This window comes from Fructilactobacillus carniphilus, assembly GCF_024029675.1.
GTDB classification, from domain to species: Bacteria; Bacillota; Bacilli; order Lactobacillales; family Lactobacillaceae; genus Fructilactobacillus; species Fructilactobacillus carniphilus.
In genome coordinates this window covers 301,703-321,160 of record NZ_CP097121.1, presented here as the reverse complement: position 1 = coordinate 321,160, position 19,458 = coordinate 301,703, and the positions used below count along the sequence as shown (strand labels likewise).

At 42.8% G+C, this 19,458-nt stretch carries 20 protein-coding genes and 1 tRNA gene; 7 read left to right on the top strand and 14 right to left on the bottom strand.

Annotated elements, in window-relative coordinates; genetic code table 11:
• Window positions 1–89 precede the first annotated feature (89 nt).
• On the bottom strand, window positions 90–1,271 hold the full coding sequence (locus tag M3M37_RS01750; protein WP_252795450.1) for an aminotransferase class I/II-fold pyridoxal phosphate-dependent enzyme: 1,182 nt from the start codon (window positions 1,269–1,271) through the stop codon (window positions 90–92).
• A gap of 138 nt (window positions 1,272–1,409) precedes the next feature.
• Complete coding sequence (locus tag M3M37_RS01745) at window positions 1,410–2,771, bottom strand: FAD-dependent oxidoreductase (RefSeq protein ID WP_252795449.1); 1,362 nt, start codon at window positions 2,769–2,771, stop codon at window positions 1,410–1,412.
• 182 nt (window positions 2,772–2,953) lie between these two features.
• Here M3M37_RS01745 and M3M37_RS01740 point away from each other — a divergent pair, with 182 nt between their 5' ends.
• Window positions 2,954–3,502, top strand: coding sequence for a DUF5067 domain-containing protein (locus tag M3M37_RS01740; RefSeq protein ID WP_252795448.1), 549 nt, complete (start codon window positions 2,954–2,956; stop codon window positions 3,500–3,502).
• Between the two features lie 93 nt (window positions 3,503–3,595).
• Here M3M37_RS01740 and M3M37_RS01735 read toward each other — a convergent pair whose 3' ends face one another.
• Together M3M37_RS01735 and M3M37_RS01730 are read right to left on the bottom strand one after the other, a co-directional pair.
• Window positions 3,596–4,897, bottom strand: coding sequence for a 2-hydroxycarboxylate transporter family protein (locus M3M37_RS01735; RefSeq protein WP_252795447.1), 1,302 nt, complete (start codon window positions 4,895–4,897; stop codon window positions 3,596–3,598).
• Window positions 4,898–5,140: 243 nt separating this feature from the next.
• Window positions 5,141–5,383, bottom strand: coding sequence for a helix-turn-helix domain-containing protein (locus tag M3M37_RS01730; RefSeq protein ID WP_252795446.1), 243 nt, complete (start codon window positions 5,381–5,383; stop codon window positions 5,141–5,143).
• A gap of 154 nt (window positions 5,384–5,537) precedes the next feature.
• On the opposite strand from M3M37_RS01730, the gene M3M37_RS01725 reads away from it, so the two are divergent.
• The 3 genes from M3M37_RS01725 (at window position 5,538) to M3M37_RS01715 (ending at window position 7,403) form a co-directional block, all read left to right on the top strand.
• The gene (locus tag M3M37_RS01725; protein WP_252795445.1) at window positions 5,538–6,185 is read left to right on the top strand and encodes a LexA family protein; all 648 of its coding nucleotides are present in this window, start codon (window positions 5,538–5,540) and stop codon (window positions 6,183–6,185) included.
• 153 nt (window positions 6,186–6,338) lie between these two features.
• Window positions 6,339–6,593, top strand: coding sequence for a DUF1516 family protein (locus M3M37_RS01720; protein WP_252795444.1), 255 nt, complete (start codon window positions 6,339–6,341; stop codon window positions 6,591–6,593).
• A gap of 72 nt (window positions 6,594–6,665) precedes the next feature.
• Entirely contained in the window at window positions 6,666–7,403 is a 738-nt protein-coding gene (locus M3M37_RS01715) for a potassium channel family protein (protein WP_252795443.1), read from the top strand.
• Between the two features lie 49 nt (window positions 7,404–7,452).
• On the opposite strand, the gene M3M37_RS01710 is transcribed toward M3M37_RS01715, so the two are convergent.
• The 5 genes from M3M37_RS01710 to rnz form a co-directional block, all read right to left on the bottom strand.
• Window positions 7,453–7,542, bottom strand: a tRNA-Ser gene (locus M3M37_RS01710).
• Window positions 7,543–7,606: 64 nt separating this feature from the next.
• The gene (locus M3M37_RS01705) at window positions 7,607–8,125 is read right to left on the bottom strand and encodes an adenine phosphoribosyltransferase (protein ID WP_252795442.1); all 519 of its coding nucleotides are present in this window, start codon (window positions 8,123–8,125) and stop codon (window positions 7,607–7,609) included.
• A gap of 19 nt (window positions 8,126–8,144) precedes the next feature.
• Entirely contained in the window at window positions 8,145–10,457 is a 2,313-nt protein-coding gene (gene recJ / locus M3M37_RS01700; protein WP_252795441.1) for a single-stranded-DNA-specific exonuclease RecJ, read from the bottom strand.
• A gap of 18 nt (window positions 10,458–10,475) precedes the next feature.
• The gene (locus M3M37_RS01695) at window positions 10,476–10,844 is read right to left on the bottom strand and encodes a LapA family protein (protein ID WP_252795440.1); all 369 of its coding nucleotides are present in this window, start codon (window positions 10,842–10,844) and stop codon (window positions 10,476–10,478) included.
• A 5-nt stretch (window positions 10,845–10,849) separates the two neighbouring features.
• A complete protein-coding gene (rnz, locus tag M3M37_RS01690) occupies window positions 10,850–11,785 on the bottom strand; it encodes a ribonuclease Z (RefSeq protein ID WP_252795439.1) in 936 nt (311 codons plus the stop codon).
• A gap of 170 nt (window positions 11,786–11,955) precedes the next feature.
• Here rnz and M3M37_RS01685 point away from each other — a divergent pair, with 170 nt between their 5' ends.
• Window positions 11,956–12,207, top strand: coding sequence for a hypothetical protein (locus M3M37_RS01685; RefSeq protein ID WP_252795438.1), 252 nt, complete (start codon window positions 11,956–11,958; stop codon window positions 12,205–12,207).
• A 30-nt stretch (window positions 12,208–12,237) separates the two neighbouring features.
• Here the strand turns inward: M3M37_RS01685 and obgE are convergent, their stop codons facing one another.
• The gene (gene obgE / locus M3M37_RS01680) at window positions 12,238–13,545 is read right to left on the bottom strand and encodes a GTPase ObgE (protein ID WP_252795437.1); all 1,308 of its coding nucleotides are present in this window, start codon (window positions 13,543–13,545) and stop codon (window positions 12,238–12,240) included.
• Between the two features lie 21 nt (window positions 13,546–13,566).
• Window positions 13,567–15,375, bottom strand: coding sequence for an excinuclease ABC subunit UvrC (uvrC, locus tag M3M37_RS01675; protein WP_252795436.1), 1,809 nt, complete (start codon window positions 15,373–15,375; stop codon window positions 13,567–13,569).
• Between the two features lie 145 nt (window positions 15,376–15,520).
• On the opposite strand from uvrC, the gene M3M37_RS01670 reads away from it, so the two are divergent.
• Window positions 15,521–15,691 (top strand): SPJ_0845 family protein, encoded by a 171-nt coding sequence (locus tag M3M37_RS01670; RefSeq protein ID WP_252795435.1) that lies wholly within the window; start codon window positions 15,521–15,523, stop codon window positions 15,689–15,691.
• Window positions 15,692–15,784: 93 nt separating this feature from the next.
• Here M3M37_RS01670 and M3M37_RS01665 read toward each other — a convergent pair whose 3' ends face one another.
• The gene (locus M3M37_RS01665) at window positions 15,785–16,315 is read right to left on the bottom strand and encodes a TetR family transcriptional regulator (RefSeq protein WP_252795434.1); all 531 of its coding nucleotides are present in this window, start codon (window positions 16,313–16,315) and stop codon (window positions 15,785–15,787) included.
• A 142-nt stretch (window positions 16,316–16,457) separates the two neighbouring features.
• On the opposite strand from M3M37_RS01665, the gene M3M37_RS01660 reads away from it, so the two are divergent.
• Entirely contained in the window at window positions 16,458–17,402 is a 945-nt protein-coding gene (locus tag M3M37_RS01660; protein WP_252795433.1) for an alpha/beta hydrolase, read from the top strand.
• Window positions 17,403–17,454: 52 nt separating this feature from the next.
• Here M3M37_RS01660 and yihA read toward each other — a convergent pair whose 3' ends face one another.
• Window positions 17,455–18,042 carry a ribosome biogenesis GTP-binding protein YihA/YsxC gene (gene yihA / locus M3M37_RS01655; RefSeq protein WP_252795432.1) on the bottom strand — a complete coding sequence of 196 codons (588 nt, stop codon included), beginning with the start codon at window positions 18,040–18,042 and terminating at the stop codon, window positions 17,455–17,457.
• 19 nt (window positions 18,043–18,061) lie between these two features.
• Window positions 18,062–19,354 carry an ATP-dependent Clp protease ATP-binding subunit ClpX gene (clpX, locus tag M3M37_RS01650; RefSeq protein ID WP_252795431.1) on the bottom strand — a complete coding sequence of 431 codons (1,293 nt, stop codon included), beginning with the start codon at window positions 19,352–19,354 and terminating at the stop codon, window positions 18,062–18,064.
• Between the last annotated feature and the right edge of the window lie 104 nt (window positions 19,355–19,458).

Sequence of the window (19,458 nt, the reverse complement as noted above, 5' to 3'; positions counted from 1 at the left end):
AGCATGGTCCTAAATAAACAGACCATGAAGCAATTATTACTTCGGTTTTCTATATCTAAACTTTAATCTTATCTTTATAATTTAATAACTTAGTCCGTGCTCTCAATAAATGTCTTCATTTGATCTAACGCTAGCTTAATTTGATCAAGGTCTGCAGCATATGAAAGCCGAAGATACCCTTCGCCTGCTTCCCCAAAAGCACTACCTGGGGTTACTCCGACTTTAGCTTCTCGGGCTAACCGGAGCGCAAATTCCCGCGAATTTTCGCTAAATTGAGCCGGGATTTTGGCAAAGATGTAGAAAGCGCCTTCTGGCGTAACCACTTCAAAGCCTAACTTCCGTAATTCAGTCGTCATTAAATCCCGTCGTTCCTGGTAGGCCTTCCGCATGGAAATCGGATCTTCCATGCCGTTATTCAAGGCTTCAATGGCAGCATATTGAGCCGGATTCGATGGTGAAGTTACTAGGTAACCATGGACCTTATTAACATTCGTCACAATGGCAGCCGGTCCAGCAACATATCCTAACCGGTACCCCGTCATGGCGTGCGACTTGGAAAGTCCGTTAATTAAGATCGTGTTTTCCGGCAGGATTTTGGCAAAGGAGAAGTGTTCGATGTCATAGGTTAATTCTCCATAGATTTCATCATCAACCACGAGCAGACCGTGTCTTTCCACGACCTTCGCTAATTGTTCCAATTCTTCCTTAGTATACGAAACTCCGGTCGGATTAGTCGGGTAGTTTAAAACTAACTCCTTAGCATTCGGATGAGCTGCCAACGTGTCTTCTAGTTGTTCTGGGGTTAGTTTAAACTCCGTTGCGCTAGTGTCCATTCCAACTGGAACCCCGCCAGCTAACTCAACTAACGAAGTGTAGGCTGGGTAACCAGGCATCGGAATCAAGACCTCATCACCAGGATTAATCGTAGCTAGAAAGCTACTCGATAATGCTTCTGTGGCACCATCGGTCACCGTTACCTCCGCTTCTGGATCATAGTCCATTTGGTAACGTTTCTTTAGATAATTACTAATGGCCTCCCGTAACTCTAACCACCCATTTTGGGGCGAGTAGTGTGATTGGTTATTAGCAATGCTATCAATGGCCGCTTGTTTAACGTGTTCTGGGGTATTAAATCCGGGTTCCCCCACGTTTAAGCTGACTAATCCCGGGATGTCTTGAATCTCACGGGAAAAGGATCTAATTTGTGATGGTGTAATGGTGTCTAACCGATGATTATAAACATCGCCTAGGCGTTGATCTAATTCTGGCATGATGATGGTTCCCCCAACTTTTCCATTTTCATTCTGATGTAGTCCGTCCAAACCCCGAAGAATTTGGTTCAAACACCAGTTTACCGGAAAATAAAAAAACTTCAAGCGCTAAACTTGAAGTTTTTCAGGAAATAATCCTTATTTATCTAATTTTTGTTCGGCTTTTTGTGCAGCCACGTTCATAATGTTCCATGGACGGTCAAAGCCTGGTTGGAAGAAGAAATCAGCATATGCCAAGTCGTCAACCGTCATGTGTTGTTGAATTGCCAACGAGATGGCGTTGATGTTAGCAGTGGTGTCCATCTTCGACATGATTTGCGCTCCCATGACAACTCTCGTCTTTGGATCGTAAGTCAATTTGAAGAAGACTTCAGCATTGTGTTCAGCAGGGACAAACGGAGGAACCTTGGTATCAGTAACAAAAACTGATTCAACGTCAACTCCGAGGCCCTCAGCAGTAACATCTTTAACTCCGGTAGAAGCAAACTTGTAATTAAAGACGTGTAAAGCAGATGAACCAGAAACAGCAGTGGTTTTACGTTTGTGACCTTCTAAGTTAGCAGCAGCTGAACGACCTTGCCGCCGAGCGTTAGAAGCTAACGCAATCAATTGTTTCTTGCCAGTTGGGGCAAATTCGATTTCAGTGGCATCACCCACGGCGAAGATATCTGGATTACTAGTTTGTTGGTATTCGTCCGTTTTAATCATGCCATGATCGTCTAAATCAACGATTCCAGCTAACCACTTCGTAGCAGGACGAATTCCAGCCGTTTCGATGACCAAGTCCGCATCCCAAGTATCACCAGTCGTTGAAATTACTGAAGTAACCTTGTCATCAGAATTACCAACATATTCCTTCACGGATTGGCTTAACCGCAAGTCAACGTCGTTGGCCTTTAATTCTTCTTCTAGGATTTCAGTGAACTCTGTATCTAGGTAGGTTCCCAAAATGGTGGGATTCGTATCTACAATCGTAACGTGTTTACCAGCCTTAGCGAATGATTCAGCAGCTTCGATTCCAATGTAACCAGAACCAACCACCGTTACGTTCTTAATGTCTGGTTTAACTTCGGCCTCCCGCAACTTGATGGCCCAGTCCCGACCCCGCATTGCGTAAATGTTTTGCAATTCTTTTCCGGCCACTGGAAGTTTGAATGGGGTCGCACCCACGCTCAAGATCAACTTGTCGTAATCGGCACTTTCTTCTTGACCGTTTTGGACGTCAACCACCGTCAATTTGTGTCCGTCCGGATCAATGTTCGTTACTTCTGAATTGATGTGAACGTGAACACCCTTGTCTTCCATTTCTGGAATGGTAGCGTAACTAACTGAGTTAACGTCCTTTACCACTCCTTGGAGGTATAGTTCCATCCCACAAGATAAGAACGAAATAAAGTCACCCTTTTCGTACCAATCAATGTGAGCATCAGGAAATTGTTGTAAAACTCCGCGTACTGCTTCGTAACCACCATGAGATGATCCAACTACTGCTACTTTCATATGCTTAAATCCTCCTCAAAGAAATCTATTATTCGCTGCTTAATTGGTTAATATCAACAACCAGTTTGTACTGATTATAAATTAGAAAGCTTGATTTGTCCACTACTTTGTTCCATTTATTATTATCGTACATTATTGTACAATTAGAATAGCTTCACCATTCTTAATAAGGAGTCCTTATCGTGAAAAAACAAATCATTATCGGTCTTGCGACCGTTGCAACCCTTAGTTTAGCCGGCTGTTCTTCCAACAAGCAAAGTCAGTCAAAACCGAAGTCGGCAACGACCAGCAAAACCAATCAACAACCATCATTTCGGAACAACGTTGCTCAGTTGAATGACAAAACCATTCGGATTAAGGGAGTTAAGACCATCAAACAACCCAACGAATCCTCTCCTTCCATGGTTGCTTTCATTTATCAGGTTACCAATAAATCAAGCCATTCCATGACACCGATGGACGCTTGGAACGCCAATATGAAGGTTACCCAGGATAAACAGAAGTTAGATAAAACAGAATTTAGTGACGATTCGTTACCAACTAATCCGGATGAAAACATTGCCAAGGGACAAACGGTCAAGAGTTCGGTGGTCTATAAATTAAACAACACCAAGGACCCGATTTCGATTAATGCCAGCCAAGGAATTAACCAGAATGCCATTGATCAAAATTCCAACCAACAAATTGACGGAACTGACGTTGGAACGCAAACGTTCGCCATTAGTCAATAATTAATCAGTTTAATATATAGAAAAAAGCATTCCGTAATTAATCCGGGATGCTTTTTCAGTTTAGTTTAAATTAAAATTTCGAAGCGCTTGATGCTATCCAAAAATCGAAATGTAAATCCCGGCTGCGACCAGCATGATAGCTCCTCCGAGTCGGTTCCCCATTTGGGCAAATCCAATCAGATTCATCCGATCACAAGCGGCCAGTACAGAAATGTTACCAGTTCCACCCATGGAGTTGTTAACTAACCCCGCCGTAATGGCAGATTCCACTGGGTATAATCCAAATAATTTTCCGATTAAAGCAGCCGCGATGGCAATGACAATCACACTAGTTAAGACAAGGACCACAAATTGCCACGTTAGGGAGTGCCCTAACACTGGTAAGTCAAGCTTCGTCAGTCCCACTCCGGCCAATAATGCGTGAGTCAGGTTCTTGGTAATTGAGTTACTGAAAGTAACTGCTGATTCTTCGTAGTATTTTGGAATCCAGCCACTTGCTTTGAAGATGATAACCAGCAGAATGATAAAGGCATATTCGTTAACCATGGGAATAAAGTGGTTTAACGTTAATCCAATCATCAAGAAAGCAGCGGCAATCATCAAACCGACACCCATCTTTTGGTAAGTAATCTTGATGCTGTCTTTAGAAACATCATCAAAGTTACCAGGTAGCATTTTACCGTGTCCATTACCCTTACTGTTAGCAAAGACCTTGCTAATCAATCCAGCTCCGATAATGGCAAACACGTTTCCTAAGATGACGGCTGGTAATAGCATTGAAAGAAAATCAGTGCTACCACCAAAGGCCTCGTGGTAAATCTTGGAAAGTGGAATGGCACCAGCACCAATTCCTCCACCCATGATTGGAAAGGCCACGAACAAAGCTCCGTAACGGAAGCCTTTTCCAATCAGCATTGACATTAGGCCAACTGCAAAAAAGGCTACGGCCATTGATAGGAAAGCCACAGGAAGGAACCGAACGGAAGCCTTCAACAACATTTCCCGGTTCATTCCCAGAATTGCTCCCACAATCAAAGAAATGATGAAGAAATCAATGAATCCCGTGCTGGACATGAAGCTATCCACTGTCTTAATCACCGTCTTAGGGATGATTCCAGCAATTCCCAATAGTGCGGGCGCAAACAGAGCGAACACTGCTCCTCCACCTAGGTAGCTCTTAAAGATTGGCAAATGTGCCCCGAGCCAGTAGAAGATATTCCCCATGATGACCATGACAAACAAGGCCCCAAAGATCCCTTGTGGTAAAACATTCAGACTGACCACAATGATCAAAATGATGGCGAGCAAAGCGTAAACTGCTAACCCAATTCCATCAATTTTAAAGTCGTCCATCCGGCTAATTAAGGCCAACAGACCATTTTTTTCCTTTTTCATGAGCTCCAAAACTCCTTTTTTCTTAAAGATTTCACAGTACTAAGTATATGATACTTTTCACAAATTTCAATCTTTTTTTTACTAGTTTTCAGGAAAACTGCTAAATTTAAAATGAAAGTTTCCAGATTCAACACTATGCTGACTAATTTTTGGATTATTTATTCCTCAATGGCATAATTAGAGAATTGATGAACAAACTCTCACAAAAAAACAGCGCCCCTGCACTGTTTTGATTTTTCTAACTTATTCACGGTCTGTTTCATTTTTTCGACCATCAACGACAAAAAAAAGATCCCGAATATCCATATCTAACCCCTCAGCAATTTTTTTAGCTAGCGGCGGATACGGATCCCGTTTTCCATCTAATACTTTGCCAATGTAGCCCGGATTGGACTTAATTTTTCGGGCAAAACTGTTAATGGAGTAGCCACGCAAGGAAATCTCCTCGCGCACTGTCTCTGGGTCCTTCAAACGTAAACTCAGCATGTCACCATCCGCCTTTCACAATAAAATCATTATTATTTACTATATCATAGCGTTTCTGTTTTTCAATCAGTTTTAGGATTCGCCTTTTCATTTTTATAATAATTTCAATATATTGCTGTTATACTAAATTCACATAGAAGGTGATTTTATCATAATGAATGACAAAAACAAAAAATTTGGTCAAAAAATTAAAGCGCTGCGCAAACAAAAAGGATTTTCCGTTCGCCAAACGGCATTACAGGCGCAAATGTCAAATTCATACCTCTCCCAAATTGAAAACGGCCTAGTTAACATCCCAAAACCCGTTACGCTAGAAAAATTAGCGAAGGGTCTCCGGGTTCCAGTGGCTGACGTTCTCCAATTTGCTGGTCTGCGTCCGGCGCAATCTGAATTTGAACCCTACGATGCAATGAAGTTAGTTTCTGTTCCAGTTTTAGGGGAAATTGCCTGCGGGGTCCCCATTGTTGCCCAAGAAAACATTGAGGGATATTTACCCACCAATCAAGCAGAACTACCAGCAGGAAGTAATTTTTATCTCAAATGTCGGGGTGAATCAATGGCGCCAACTATTCCGAACGGAGCCTACGTTTTAATTCATCAGCAATATGAAGTCGAAAATGGTGACATTGCTGCCATTTTACTCAATGAAAACGAAACCACTCTAAAACGGGTTCAATATCAAGATGATCAAGTGATCTTAATGCCTGACAATCCCAGTCCTGCCTTTCAACCGATCATCATCAATCAAAATAATCCCGGTCAAATTTTAGGCAAAGCAATTCAGGTCCAATTTAAACTGTAACTCCCTTTATTCTTATTACAATAAAGACGAATTTAGTGGAACGGATAGCTGGCATGTTAGTGCTGTGGCTTCATTTTCTTAACTGGTTGGTCCTGTTTGTTGCAGCCATGATCGGATCTACTTAGTTCCACGCACCAACTACGCACTATTTTCATGATGGTCATTCGCGTTGGCTACATAATTGCAATCATCACCGGTTTCATCATGATGACTAACGACTGGCAATCTCACCCAGCTTTAACCCTCTTAAAGATAATTATAGGACTCTTGGTAAATTCTAGTTTAGAAGTTGCCTTTGCTCACAAACGACACCATCAGCTTTCAATCAAGTCGTTGCTTACCATCTTAGTCTTATTAGTTGGAGTGGTTGCGGTTGGACTCTATTTAACCCAAGGACGACCGCTATAACGATGAAATCCAGTTCTCATTTGGGGAACTGGATTTTTATTTATTTTTTAATAATAAGAAAGGAAAAGTTCAGTGCAATTAACCAAAATCAGCTTACTCAAAAGCTATGAACTCATTATCATTGGATTAGCTCTGATTTCAATCATATTAATGGGTCTTAATTATTTAGGCATGATTAATTTGAATGCTTATCCCTATAACGTCATCGATAATTTAATCTTATTTATTTTTACTTGTGACTATTTTGGTGGCTTATGGCTTAGTAACAATAAATGGCACTACTTTAAAACCCATCTTTTTGATTTAATTGCCATTATTCCCTTTGGATATCTTACAACTTTTAAAATATTTAGGGTTACTCGTTTGGGCAAACTTTTTCATGTATTTCGACTGGTAGGGATTTTAGGAAAATTAAACGGAAAAGTAACCCGCTTTCTGCGTACTAATAATTTTATTTTTTTACTAACAATTTGTGTGATAATTATTTTAATTAGTTCCGCAATTTTTTCAGTTGCAGAACATAAGACCACCGAGCAATCCATCTGGTGGGCAATTGCTACCACAACGACGGTTGGTTATGGTGACATTTTCCCTCATACTCGCATCGGTAAATTACTTGCCATCATTTTAATGCTTGTCGGAATTGGTTTTGTGGGAATGTTAACTAGTACCATCACGACCTTCTTTGCTCACGAGCATAGTTACTTATCCAAGGCAGATGAAATCAAAAAATTTTTCCGTTTGTATCAAATTGGCGCCATTTCATTCACGGAGTATCAACAGGAAAAACAGAAAATTTTAAAACGTTAAAAACCATCAAAAAAAGACGTCAACTAATGTTGACGTCTTTTTTAATTTAAGGAGAGTACAGGATTTGAACCTGCGCGCCAAGTATAAGCTTGGTTCGCCGGATTTCGAGTCCGGTGCATTACCACTCTGCCAACTCTCCAAAATAACACTATCCAATTATAAACAAAAACCGGTAACTTTGCAAACTGAATAGTGTCCCACTTTTAATACTGCATTAAACTTAAAATATCATAATCCTTAATTTTATCGCGACCCTTGAGATCCATCAGCTCCACAAAGAAAGCCGTCCCGGCCACGACGCCCCCAAGATCCTCCACCAGTTGAATCGTCGCTGCAATGGTTCCACCAGTGGCCAGTAAATCATCTGTTATTAATACTCGTTGGCCTGGCTTGATGGCATCATCGTGTAAATATAAAGAAGATTCACCGTATTCCAACCCGTAGGTAGCCTTAACCGTGTGCCCGGGGAGTTTCCCCTTCTTCCGGGCCGGTGCAAAACCAATGTTTAAATCGTAAGCAACAGGACAGCCGACAATGAACCCGCGGGCTTCTGGTCCGACCACCATGTCCACGTTTAATTTTTTAGCATAGTCAACGATTTGATTGGTTGCTTGCCGATAGGCATCCCCATTTTCTAATAAGGGCGAAATATCGCGAAATAAAATCCCCGGTTCGGGAAAATCCGGATAACTCGCTACATAATCTTTTAAATCTAATGTCATGAAGAACTCCTTCTTTTCTCTAGTCTTGTGTGCGTAAGGACTGTAACCACTGTAAAAACTTTTGCTGCGAGCTAGCTAACAATTGTTGTTCAAGCTGTAAATCTAGCTCTCGTTGCTGATAGCAAGTAGCCGTGTTTAAAGCACGATGCGGTGGATTATCAACCTTATGCAAGACTCCATCATTGACGGTTACAAATCCCAACTCCGTAAACACTTGAATCATGAAAACTAACGCTTGGGGATCAAGATGTAACTGTTGCCCTAATTTAGGAATATGATTGCGTAATGCAACCGTAGGCTGTTTTTCTAAAAATTTGAATAACTTGGTGTATTGTTCCCGGTCGGGCATCCCGACCATTCGCAAGCGCTGCTTTTTGTACAAGTACAGGGTAATGACGGGAGTTTTCGCCAGTCGTACTACCTGCTGTAAGTCAGCTAACCGCGCGGGAAAATCCACAATAAATAAATGGTCAAACTGTTGTTGTTGAAAGTCAACGTTTTTTACCAACAAGCCTTCTGATTGCTCGTTTAAATACGGCGCCAGTTGTTGCTGCCTTTTTTCGTTAAAAAAGAGATAGGTCCCTGGTTTCTGAAACATGGATTGGACCAACTGGTTCGTGCGACGGTCTTCTAACACAACTCCAGCCGGAGCAATGTCATCTACCATAATCTGAAAGTTAGTTCTACCCCGAAACTCATTTTTCCCAATCGTCCCAGCCACTTTCAAATTCGCGACTAGCTTCTGGAGTTGCGATAACTTGGTTCCCCAACCAAAAGCAATCGCACCTACCTTCTGCCGGTTACCAACTAATTCAAACTTCAGATGTGATTTATCGGCTCCAATGGCCAGCAAACCACTCAAAGAGTTAGGATGAATGGCAAACTCGGGCTTTTCGTTGTCGACCCCAAAGGGACTTAACAGCTGTAAATTATCATACAACGTCTGGTTGACGTCATCCGGTTGAATCGAATAGTCAATGGCCAACTCGGCCCGTTGATTTTTTTGTAAGCCCTGCTTTTGAGCGGTTTCTTCCAGTCGTCGTTGAAACTCAGGTAGTTGGTCGCTTGCTAACGTTAGGCCTACCGCCATTTCATGACCACCAAACGCCGTCATTAAATCACGTTCGGGATTAAGCGCCTGAAACAAATCAAAACCAGGGACGCTCCGACCGGATCCCTTCACTAACCCATTCTTCGTTTTTGTTAAAACAATCGTCGGTTTTTGGAACTTCTCTTTAATCCGACTCGCCACGATTCCAAGGACACCTTCGTGCCAATCAGCTCCCACCAACACTAACACGGGCTGGTCTGCTTGCTTGGCAACCAGCAGCTCGGCCTGTTCCGTGATTTCCGTTACCAATTGTTTACGCTGGTCATTGGTTTTCAACGTTTGCTGCGCTAATTTCAAGGCTAATGCTTCGTCATCGGTCGTTAGTAATTGAATCCCTGGGGTCGCTTCGCCCATTCTTCCAATCGAGTTCAAAGCCGGGGCGATTTGGAAACTGATGTTTTCCTCATCCACTTGGTCTAACTTGAGCTTTGCTTTTTTAATCAGGGCCTTCAAGCCTGGTCGTTCCGTTAGATGAATGACGTTTAACCCAAATTGCACCAAGGCTCGATTTTCTCCGGTGAGGGACACTAAATCAGCAATGGTTCCAATGGAAGCCAGGTCTAACTTTTCTTGAGGAATCTCATCCGTGAGCGCCGTTGCCACCTTAAAAGCAATCCCGGCTCCCGACAATTCCTTAAAGGGATAATCCGGACTCAAATCAGCATGGACGATGGCAGTTGCATTTGGCAACTGTTCCGGCAGTTCGTGATGATCCGTAACCACCACATCACATTTCAGTTCCTGAGCTCTGGCAATGGCCTCGTTTCCCGCGACTCCGTTATCAACGGTCACGATTAGTGACGTCCCATTTTCAATCAACTTTTCAAAGGCAGCCACATTCGGACCATAGCCGTCACTAAAGCGATTCGGGATATAGTAATTAACGTTGGCTCCGATTTCTAGCAACGTTTCATAAAGAATCGCTGTACTAGTCAAACCGTCCGCGTCATAATCACCATAAACTGTAATCTGTTCCTCGTTAGCAATCGCGGCTTGGATGCGCTCCACAGCCGTTTCCATGTCATGTAACAACATGGGATCCAACAAATCAGACTCGTCTGGAGCAAGAAAATGTTTAATCTGATCCGGGTCAGTATACCCGCGGTTAACCAAAATTTGAGTGGTTAACTGGGGTAAGCCCAGTTCGCTACTTAACGATTCTACTAGCTCCGTAGTTGCCGTTTGGGGCTTGTCTGTCCATTTGAATTTTGCGGAAAACACCAAATTACCTCGCTTGCTCTATTGTTGGTCTGGTTTTGAATCGGTCGGTTGGTCAGCTTTAGCGGCAGCGGCTGCTTTTTGGTTCGCCAACTGATCCTGATCTTGATCTAAAAGTTGTTGTTTTAAAGAAGCGATTTGTTGGTTTAAATCATTGATTTCTTTGGTGGCCGCTTTGGAAGCCCGATGATTTTTAAAGCTCGAGAATGAGGAAAAAAGAAACATTAAGATTGCTCCGACAAATAAACTCCCCAAAATGATTAAAATCAGCGGAAATTCAACTGTGGTAAAGCCAAAGTTAATTTCGGTACTGGTCATGTTCATTAATACAAAAAATGCCATAATAATTACTAAAATAATCGCCGTAATTACCCCAATTTGTTTTTTCATGTTTGTTACTCCTTTTTCTTAAATGGAATGTCCACCACATCAAAGTCTTTAACGACTTTGCTGCGCGGAAAAATTTGACGAGCTTGCTGTTGTAACTCCCGAGCCATCTTGGCGGTGTAACGAGCAGAGATATGGGTTAATAACAACTGACCCACGTTAGCTTGAACAGCCCCCTGTGCTGCTTGGATGTTAGTGGAATGAAAATAGTTGCGGGCAAGCTTCGCCTCGCCCTTTCCAAAAGTACTTTCATGAACCAGAACATCCGCATCTTGAGCTAACTTTTCAATGTTGGCGGTCTTTCTGGTATCACCCAGAATCGTGACGGTTCTTCCCGGTTGTGGTTGCCCGATAAAATCCTGTCCGTTAATCGTCCGTCCGTCGGCGAGAGTAACCAACTCACCCAGTTTAAGCTTACCATAAACTGGACCCGCTGGGATATGCTCTTCTTGCAATTTTTGGACCATTAATTCACCAGGATGATCATGTTCTTCCACCCGATAACCCCAGGATTCAATTTGATGGTCCAACCGTTCCGCCTTCACGGTAAATTGGTCATCTTCATAAATTACTCCAGGATCGGTTAATTCCACATAGTGAATTTGATACGACAACCGGGTTTGACTTACCTGTAGTGAAGTTTGCACGTAGCGTTTGATGCCAACCGGACCGTAGATGGTTAAATCATCCGTTCCCCCTTGAAACGACCGGCTCGATAACAATCCGGGTAGCCCAAAAATGTGATCACCATGCAAGTGCGTGATAAAAATTTTATTAATTTTGCGGGGTTTTAAGGTGGAACGTAAAATTTGTTGCTGCGTTCCTTCCCCACAGTCAAACATCCAAACCTCGTTTACTTCATCTAACAAGCGTAACACTACGCTTGAAACGTTTCTAAACTTACCGGGAACTCCTGCCCCCGTACCAAAAAACTCTAACTGCATATTTTTTCCCGTTCCTTTTCGGACTCATTAATGTATTTCAGCGCTAAAAATCATATAATAATTGTAGCTTATCTGGACTGAAAAATCATGGTCCCCTCAATTCGCACTTTCTAATTTGATTAGCAAAAGCAGGTGATTCTATCCAACTTCATCAGTTTAACGTTTCAGCCGTGGATCTTGATCCCCACCGCACCCTCTTTGTCGAACTTAATCACAACGTGCAACCTGTCTCCGAATTACAACTGCAGGGCAACCGGCTCTTTTTGCTACCAGCTGCTGCTCCGACAAAACCACTCACTTTAGAACAGTTTGACGCTCGCACGCAAGCCTTAGCTGGCCAGGTCGATCTTTTTCAAAGCATCGAGCAACCTCAGCGCCTCTATGGGTATCGACTGCACAACAATCAAATCATTTTCGGCTAAAAAAGTAGTTAACTTCCGTTAACTACTTTTTTAATTTACGTAATCAAAAGTAAAGTCTAAGATGCGCACTAAGTCACCGTCCTTTGCCCCAGCATTCCGCAAAGCTTCATCGATTCCCATCCCACGCATTTGCCGTGTAAACCGCATTAAACTCTGGGTGTGGTCAATATTCGTCATCTTAAACAACCGCTCAATCTTAGCTCCGCTAATGACCCAGACGCCATCTTCATCCCGTTGCAGGGTAAATGGTGATGTAGTTTCATTTTCCGCAGTGTAAACCACTTCATCAGCGCCGGCCGGCTCCAATTCACTAACCACTGGAAACTTCGGTGTTTCTGCCAGTAACGCTCCTGTATCCCGAATGAGAGTCGTTAATCCCTGATGGGTTACCGACGAAATTGGATCAATCTTTCGGGCTACCTGATCATCATGTTGAGCTAGTTCTGCCTTAAAGTGTTCTAAATTGGTCTCCGAGTCGGGCAGATCCATTTTACTAGCCACGATAATTTGGGGTCGTTCTAACAGTTGCGGATCAAAGTTTTCTAATTCCGCGTTAATTTTTTGGTAGTCATCATACGGATCACGCCCTTCGACGCCACTCATATCCACCACGTGTAAAATGACCCGAGTCCGTTGGATGTGGCGCAAGAAAGCAAATCCCAATCCGACTCCCTGTGAAGCCCCTTCAATTAATCCAGGCAGATCCGCAATGACAAAGTCATTACCATCATCGTTGCGCACAATTCCTAGGTTCGGAACTAGCGTTGTAAAGTGGTACTGAGCTATCTTTGGCTTCGAATTCGTAATGGTTTTTAAAAGCGTTGATTTCCCAGCCGACGGGAATCCAACCAGTCCCACATCAGCTAGCAACCGGAGTTGTAAACTAAGGTCCAGTTCTTCACCCGGTTCTCCGTTTTCTGCAATTTCTGGTGCCGAGTTTTTGGCTGTTGCAAAGTGCACGTTTCCTCGGCCCCCACGACCACCTTTGGCAATCACCACTTCTTCGCCTGGTTTGGTCAGGTCGGCAATCGGTTGATCGGTTGCTTGATTGTAAACGGTCGTGCCTTCGGGAACTTTGATTACCAGATCAGGGGCACTAGCACCCGTCATCTTTTTATTGGCCCCGTTGCCACCGTTTTCGGCTTTAAAAACCTTTTTGTACTTAAAATCCATCAGGGTGCTCATTCCAGAATCAACCTGAAAGATGACGTTACCACCGTGACCACCATCTCCACCAGATGGTCCTCCATTGGGAACGTACTTTTCGCGGCGGAAGCCGACCATCCCGTCGCCTCCCTTACCCGCTTTTACCTTAAATTGTACTTGATCTACAAACATATTTTCTCCGTTCTTTAGTCGTTACTTCTGTGTGTGTTCTCCTGCAGCCACTTGGTTGGCAAAGGAGTAGTGAATGGTCTGCGCCACCGTTTTAGAAATGCCTAACTGCTGCAATTCTTCGACCGAAGCAGCTTCAATCTTCTTCATGGACCCAAAGTTACGCAGTAATTTGTTTCGCGTCTTTGGTCCCACCCCTTTAATGCTATCTAACCGCGAGGTCATCGAATTCTTACTGTGTAGGTCATGGTGGAAGCTAATCGCAAAGCGGTGCACTTCGTCCTGAATCCGTTGCACCAGATAAAAAGCCTGACTGTGTGGATCCAAATCCACGTGCTGATCATTAACTCCATAGAGTAGATCAGCGGTTTTATGCTTCGGATTCTTCACCATCCCGGCCACCGGAATGTCCAAATCCAGCTCGTTTTCTAAGACATCCTTCACGGCATTGAGCTGAATTTCACCCCCATCCATCAAAATCAAATCCGGCAATTCAGCATGTTCCTTTAGTAACCGCGTGTAACGTCGCCGAATGACTTCTCTGGTACTAGCTGCTTCATCCGCATGGGTAACCGTTTTTAACTTGTACTTCCGGTACATGTTTTTGTTAGGTTTTCCATCTTCAAACACCACTAGAGCCGAAACTAAATCGGCTCCATCAATATGAGAGTGGTCAAAGGCTTCAATCCGATGTGCTGACGGTAAGCCTAAAACTTGACTCAGATCATGCGCGGCTCCGACCGTTTTGCGCTGGTTCATTTCTAGTAACCGGAATTTTTCATCTAACACATACTTGGCATTTTCCTGCGCCATCCGCAGCAAGGCCCGTTTTTGCCCCCGCACCGGCGTCCGCGCCGGAATCCCGGTTAACTGCGTAATCACATCCGTATCAATGCTCTTGGGCACCAAAATTTCACGGGGTTGCACCCGATCTTGTTGGTCATAAAACTGCACAATGAAGTTCGTGACCTCTTCTTCGGGAGTACTCAAAATCGGAAACAGGCGCTTCGTTCGCTTCATTAAGCGAGCCTGGCGAATGTAGAACACTTGAATCGAGAGCCACCCTTTGTCAGCGTAAAAGTTAAAGACGTCTCGCTGCGTATAATCATGCGAAATAATCTTTTGCTTTTCGACCGTGGCCTGGATGTAATTCAATTGATCCCGGACCTCTGCTGCCCGTTCAAACTCTAAATTCTGAGCGGCTTCGTTCATCCGTTGCGTCAAAATTTGTTTGGCTTCCGTCACGTTTCCATTTAAGAAGGACTTAATCTTCTTAATCTGTGCTTGGTATTCCGCTTCGGGAACCTCCCGAAAACAAGCACCGAGGCACTGATCCATGTGGTAGTACAGGCAAGCTCGACCTTGGTATCCATTGCATCGTCGTAACGGGTACATCTTCTGCAAAAATTTTAACGTTTCGTCGGCTGCATAAATGTTGGGATAAGGTCCGTAGTAGTAGGCCCCATCGTTTTTTACATAACTAGTTACTAACATCCGTGGATCCCGTTCGTTGGTAATTTTAATGTATGGATAGCCACCCGTCCCGTTTTTAAGCCGAACGTTATAGTAAGGACGATATTTTTGGATTAGGGTGATTTCTAATAAAAAGGATTCCTTATCCGTCGCCGTAATAATAGTTTCGTAATCCGCAATGTTCTCGACCAGTTTAGCTCGTCGTCCATACTGCCGACTTTTAAAGTAGGAACGAACCCGGTTTTTTAAATTTTTGGATTTCCCCACGTAGATTACTTTGCCGTTCTGATCCTTCATAATGTAGACGCCCGGTTTTTCGGGTAGCAATTTCAATTTATTTTCGATGTGTTCTGAAGCCACTGGGTTTCCTCCTTTCCTCCGAAAGTTACCTTCATAATTATAAATAACTTAATTTCATTTGTATAACTAATTGGTTACATTGCCTATCGAACTAAATGACAACTAGGGGACTTTTTGCTATCATAGGGCCAAAGGAGTGAACGCAATGGGATTACACATCAATAAGCAAGCGGATTTAGACGAAATGTTGAACAAATTTGCCAAAATTAACCCAAAAGATAACCAACGTAGTGATTATCTGAAAAAAGAAGATACAGAAGATCGTGACGCCGAAGCAAAACGCCACGACCGCTTCTTTAAGAAGGATAAAAAGTAAAGGACTGGTCCTCCGGGATGGTTCCTTTTTTTGTTTGGTGGACTCAAAATGAAGTAGCTGGTAGCTAATCAATTTAAATCCTTTGGTCCAAACTCATTTTGTCCCATTTTCAAATTTCAGTAAAATTTGGGTGATTTTTTGGGCTAACTCCGAAAGATTATCAAAGTCATTTTTTACCACGAGTGCTTCCATCAAACCGGCGATTCCATAATCAATGAATTCCAATTCAATTGGGTCTAACTGCAAATTCTTATCCAATAACGATTTCCGGGTAAATTCATAAAACTTTTGCCGAAATAAATAAGAAGAACGACTTTGAAACAGATTAGCAAAAAAACGTTGGTTGGTTTGAAAAAATTCTAACCAAATTAGCGTTTTGGCTTCTAACTGATGGGGCTCTAAATCCTGACAAGCAGCAAATAATTGCTCCAGATGAGCATTTAGAAATTGATCCATTAATTCATATTTATCAGAAAAATGTAAATAAAACGTTTTTCTACCGATGTTAGCCTCATCACAAATCATTTTAATGGTAATATCTTCTAAATCATTCCGTTCCAGTAATCGCTTAAAACTCGAAGCAATTGCCGCTCTAGTTTTAATTACTCGCCGATCCGTTGTCATCCAACCATCCTCTTCCTACCCACTTGGGATGTCAATGTGCATTAATTCAACTTTGACAAAAATTGGGCATTGCATTAGTTTGTTTTCCATTTTATTATACTCTTGTGTAATAATTCATTGCAATGTAAAAAGGAGCGAAATAATGATTAAAAAAGAAAACGTGACATTTCCAGTGCGGGAATTAAATGATTTAGAAATGAAAGGACAGCTATTTTTCCCGGCTGACTTCGATCCAACGAAAAAGCATCCGGCCATCGTGGTTAATCATCCCACTAGCAGTGATTTTAACCAGACATCCGGAAAAATTTATGCTACCAAACTGGCGCAACACGGATGGCTTGCCCTTGCATATGATTCCCCTTATCAAGGTCAAAGTGCTGGTGAACCACATAATTCAGAAATTCCATTTGCGCGTACAGTCGGTGTTATCGCTGCTATTGATTTTTTGGATACGTTAGACTACGTTGATCCTGATAAAATCGGCGCCATGGGAATCTGTGGTGGCGGTGGTTTCACGTTGAATGCTGCTAAAATTGATAAACGAATTAAAGCCGTAGCCGGAGTAGCTCCAGCTAACGTAGGGATGGTATATCGAGAAACCTTTGGACCTAATAATGATGCCCTGATTGCCACTCTAAATGATATGGCCCAACAACGAACTGCTGAAGCTCAAGGAGCAGCAGTTAAACATATTCCCGTTTTACCTGCTAGTCAAGAAGAGCGGATTAAATCCGGAATTACTGACATTGATATTGAACAAGCCATTGATTACTATTTAACCCCACGGGGCAATGATCAGTATGCACCCAACCAATTTGTTTACACTAGCTTAGCCTTTGACTTTGGCTATGATCCATTAGATCTAGCTGACAAATTGGCCACTCAACCGTTAGAATTAATCGTAGGAGATATTCCTGGGGGCTTTGCTTCCTATCGCTTTGCCTACGAATATTACGATCGAGCAGCCACTCAAGATAAGGAACTTACGGTCTTTCCTAACACAACTCACTACGATTTGTATGACCAACCTGAAGCAACCGACAAAGCAGTCACTAAATTAGATGAATTCTTCACGGCTAAACTTTAACCTCAGCCTTTAAATTGAAAAGGATCATTGGAAAAGCTCCAATGATCCTTTTTTATGCTTGAGTTTGTTGTTCAATCCAAGCCTCAATTTGGTCCTTGCCCAACTTGGTTTTGGCTGAAAACATTACCAACGGTTCATCGTCTTCTAATTCCAGTTCCCGCCGTAACATTTGCTGTTGCTGAGGAACCTTACTTTTAGCCAATTTATCGACCTTCGTAGCTACGTACAAAACGGGAATTTGGTAGTAATCCAACCAATCACGCATTTGTAAATCATAGTCACTGGGCTGATGTCGACCATCAATCAAATTAATCACCCCGCGGAGAGTTTCCCGTTGGGTCAGGTAAGTTTCAATCATCGTTGCCCACTTTTCCCGTTCCGTTTTAGAGACCTTAGCGTATCCATAACCGGGAACATCAACGAAGTAGAGCGCATGGTTAATTTCGTAAAAGTTCAACGTCTGGGTCTTTCCCGGTTGTCCCGAAGTATGAGCATAATCGCGCCGGTTGATCAGCACGTTGGTCAACGATGACTTCCCAACGTTTGAACGACCCAAAAATCCAATTTCTGGATAACCAGTGGTCGGATATTGTTTCGGGTCGACGGCACTCATGACTAAATCAACATCAGTTACTTTCATGTCAGTCCTCTTTCGCTGGCTATTTGACTTTTTTCTTTAAGACCAGTTTCGGTTCACTGTGGTTCACCACCGTGTCCTTGGTTACAATCACTTCTTCAATATCTTTCCGACTTGGAATGATAAACATGATGTCCCGCATTACACTTTCGATAATCGACCGTAACCCCCGAGCTCCCGTGTTTCGACTAATAGCTTCTTGCGCCATTTCCTGCAGGGCTGGCTTTTCAAAGGTCAATTTAACCCCTTGCAACGCTAGGAGCTTCTGGTACTGCTTGACTAAAGAATTCTTGGGTTCGGTTAAGATCCGCACCAGGTCTTCTTCATCTAGTTTATTAAGTTCCGTTAGGATAGGCAGTCGCCCAATAAATTCGGGGATTAAACCAAATTTCATTAAATCTTCTGGAATCACCTGTTGCATCAGGTCATCATCACTTTCAGCAATCACTTCTTGTCGGTTAGAACCAAATCCAATTGTTTGGTCGCCTAATCGATGCTTAACGATGTCTTCAATGCCAGGGAAAGCTCCTCCCACGATAAAGAGGATGTTTTTAGTATCCACTTTAATAAATTCTTGTTGCGGGTTCTTCCGGCCTCCCTTAGGCGGAACGTTCGCAATCGTACCTTCTAAAATCTTCAGTAACGATTGTTGCACTCCTTCTCCAGAAACATCTCGAGTAATCGAAACGTTCTCGCTCTTTTTCGCGATCTTATCAATTTCGTCGATGTAAATGATTCCCTTTTCGGCCCGTTCCACGTCGAAATCAGCATTTTGTAGCAGTTTCAACAGGATATTTTCAACGTCTTCACCCACGTATCCCGCTTCAGTTAACGTGGTTGCATCGGCAATCGCAAAGGGAACGTTAATAATGTTCGCCAATGTTTGCGCAATGTAAGTCTTCCCGGATCCGGTTGATCCAATCATGCAGATGTTACTCTTTTGAATTTCCGTGTCTGCTTCTAGGGCTTTAAAAGCTTGTTGGTCACCGTCAGTGTCCTCTTCTTCATCACGATCCAAATCTTTAATCCGCAAGTAATGATTGTAAACGGCGACGGCTAAGGTTTTCTTGGCCTCCGTTTGCCCAATTACATAATCATCCAACCGCTTCACAATTTCTTCCGGTGTCAACACCTTAATTTCGGCAGCACTACCACCTTGTTCGCGTAGTTCATCAGAAATAATCTGCTCGCATAAATCAATGCATTCATTACAAATGTAAACTCCGGGACCAGCTACAATTTTTTTCACTTGATCTTGAGTTTTACCACAGAATGAACAGCGCACTGCTTTACTATTGTCATCATCATCAAACATGTCTCTGTCCCCTTACTTTTTAATCTAAGCCAAAAGTGTCTTTCAAAACTATACCATAAAGCGCAGGGCTTGCAAAAAGGTTTGTTTATTCAAAAAAGACCATG

Coding starts and splice junctions, on each gene's coding strand:
- M3M37_RS01750 (WP_252795450.1), bottom strand. CDS start 1,271: ATGCCAGAATTAGATCAACGCCTAGGCGATGTTTATAATCATCGGTTA.
- M3M37_RS01745 (WP_252795449.1), bottom strand. CDS start 2,771: ATGAAAGTAGCAGTAGTTGGATCATCTCATGGTGGTTACGAAGCAGTA.
- M3M37_RS01735 (WP_252795447.1), bottom strand. CDS start 4,897: ATGAAAAAGGAAAAAAATGGTCTGTTGGCCTTAATTAGCCGGATGGAC.
- M3M37_RS01730 (WP_252795446.1), bottom strand. CDS start 5,383: ATGCTGAGTTTACGTTTGAAGGACCCAGAGACAGTGCGCGAGGAGATT.
- M3M37_RS01725 (WP_252795445.1), top strand. CDS start 5,538: ATGAATGACAAAAACAAAAAATTTGGTCAAAAAATTAAAGCGCTGCGC.
- M3M37_RS01720 (WP_252795444.1), top strand. CDS start 6,339: ATGATGGTCATTCGCGTTGGCTACATAATTGCAATCATCACCGGTTTC.
- M3M37_RS01705 (WP_252795442.1), bottom strand. CDS start 8,125: ATGACATTAGATTTAAAAGATTATGTAGCGAGTTATCCGGATTTTCCC.
- M3M37_RS01695 (WP_252795440.1), bottom strand. CDS start 10,844: ATGAAAAAACAAATTGGGGTAATTACGGCGATTATTTTAGTAATTATT.
- rnz (WP_252795439.1), bottom strand. CDS start 11,785: ATGCAGTTAGAGTTTTTTGGTACGGGGGCAGGAGTTCCCGGTAAGTTT.
- obgE (WP_252795437.1), bottom strand. CDS start 13,545: ATGTTTGTAGATCAAGTACAATTTAAGGTAAAAGCGGGTAAGGGAGGC.
- M3M37_RS01670 (WP_252795435.1), top strand. CDS start 15,521: ATGGGATTACACATCAATAAGCAAGCGGATTTAGACGAAATGTTGAAC.
- M3M37_RS01665 (WP_252795434.1), bottom strand. CDS start 16,315: ATGACAACGGATCGGCGAGTAATTAAAACTAGAGCGGCAATTGCTTCG.
- M3M37_RS01660 (WP_252795433.1), top strand. CDS start 16,458: ATGATTAAAAAAGAAAACGTGACATTTCCAGTGCGGGAATTAAATGAT.
- yihA (WP_252795432.1), bottom strand. CDS start 18,042: ATGAAAGTAACTGATGTTGATTTAGTCATGAGTGCCGTCGACCCGAAA.
- clpX (WP_252795431.1), bottom strand. CDS start 19,354: ATGTTTGATGATGATGACAATAGTAAAGCAGTGCGCTGTTCATTCTGT.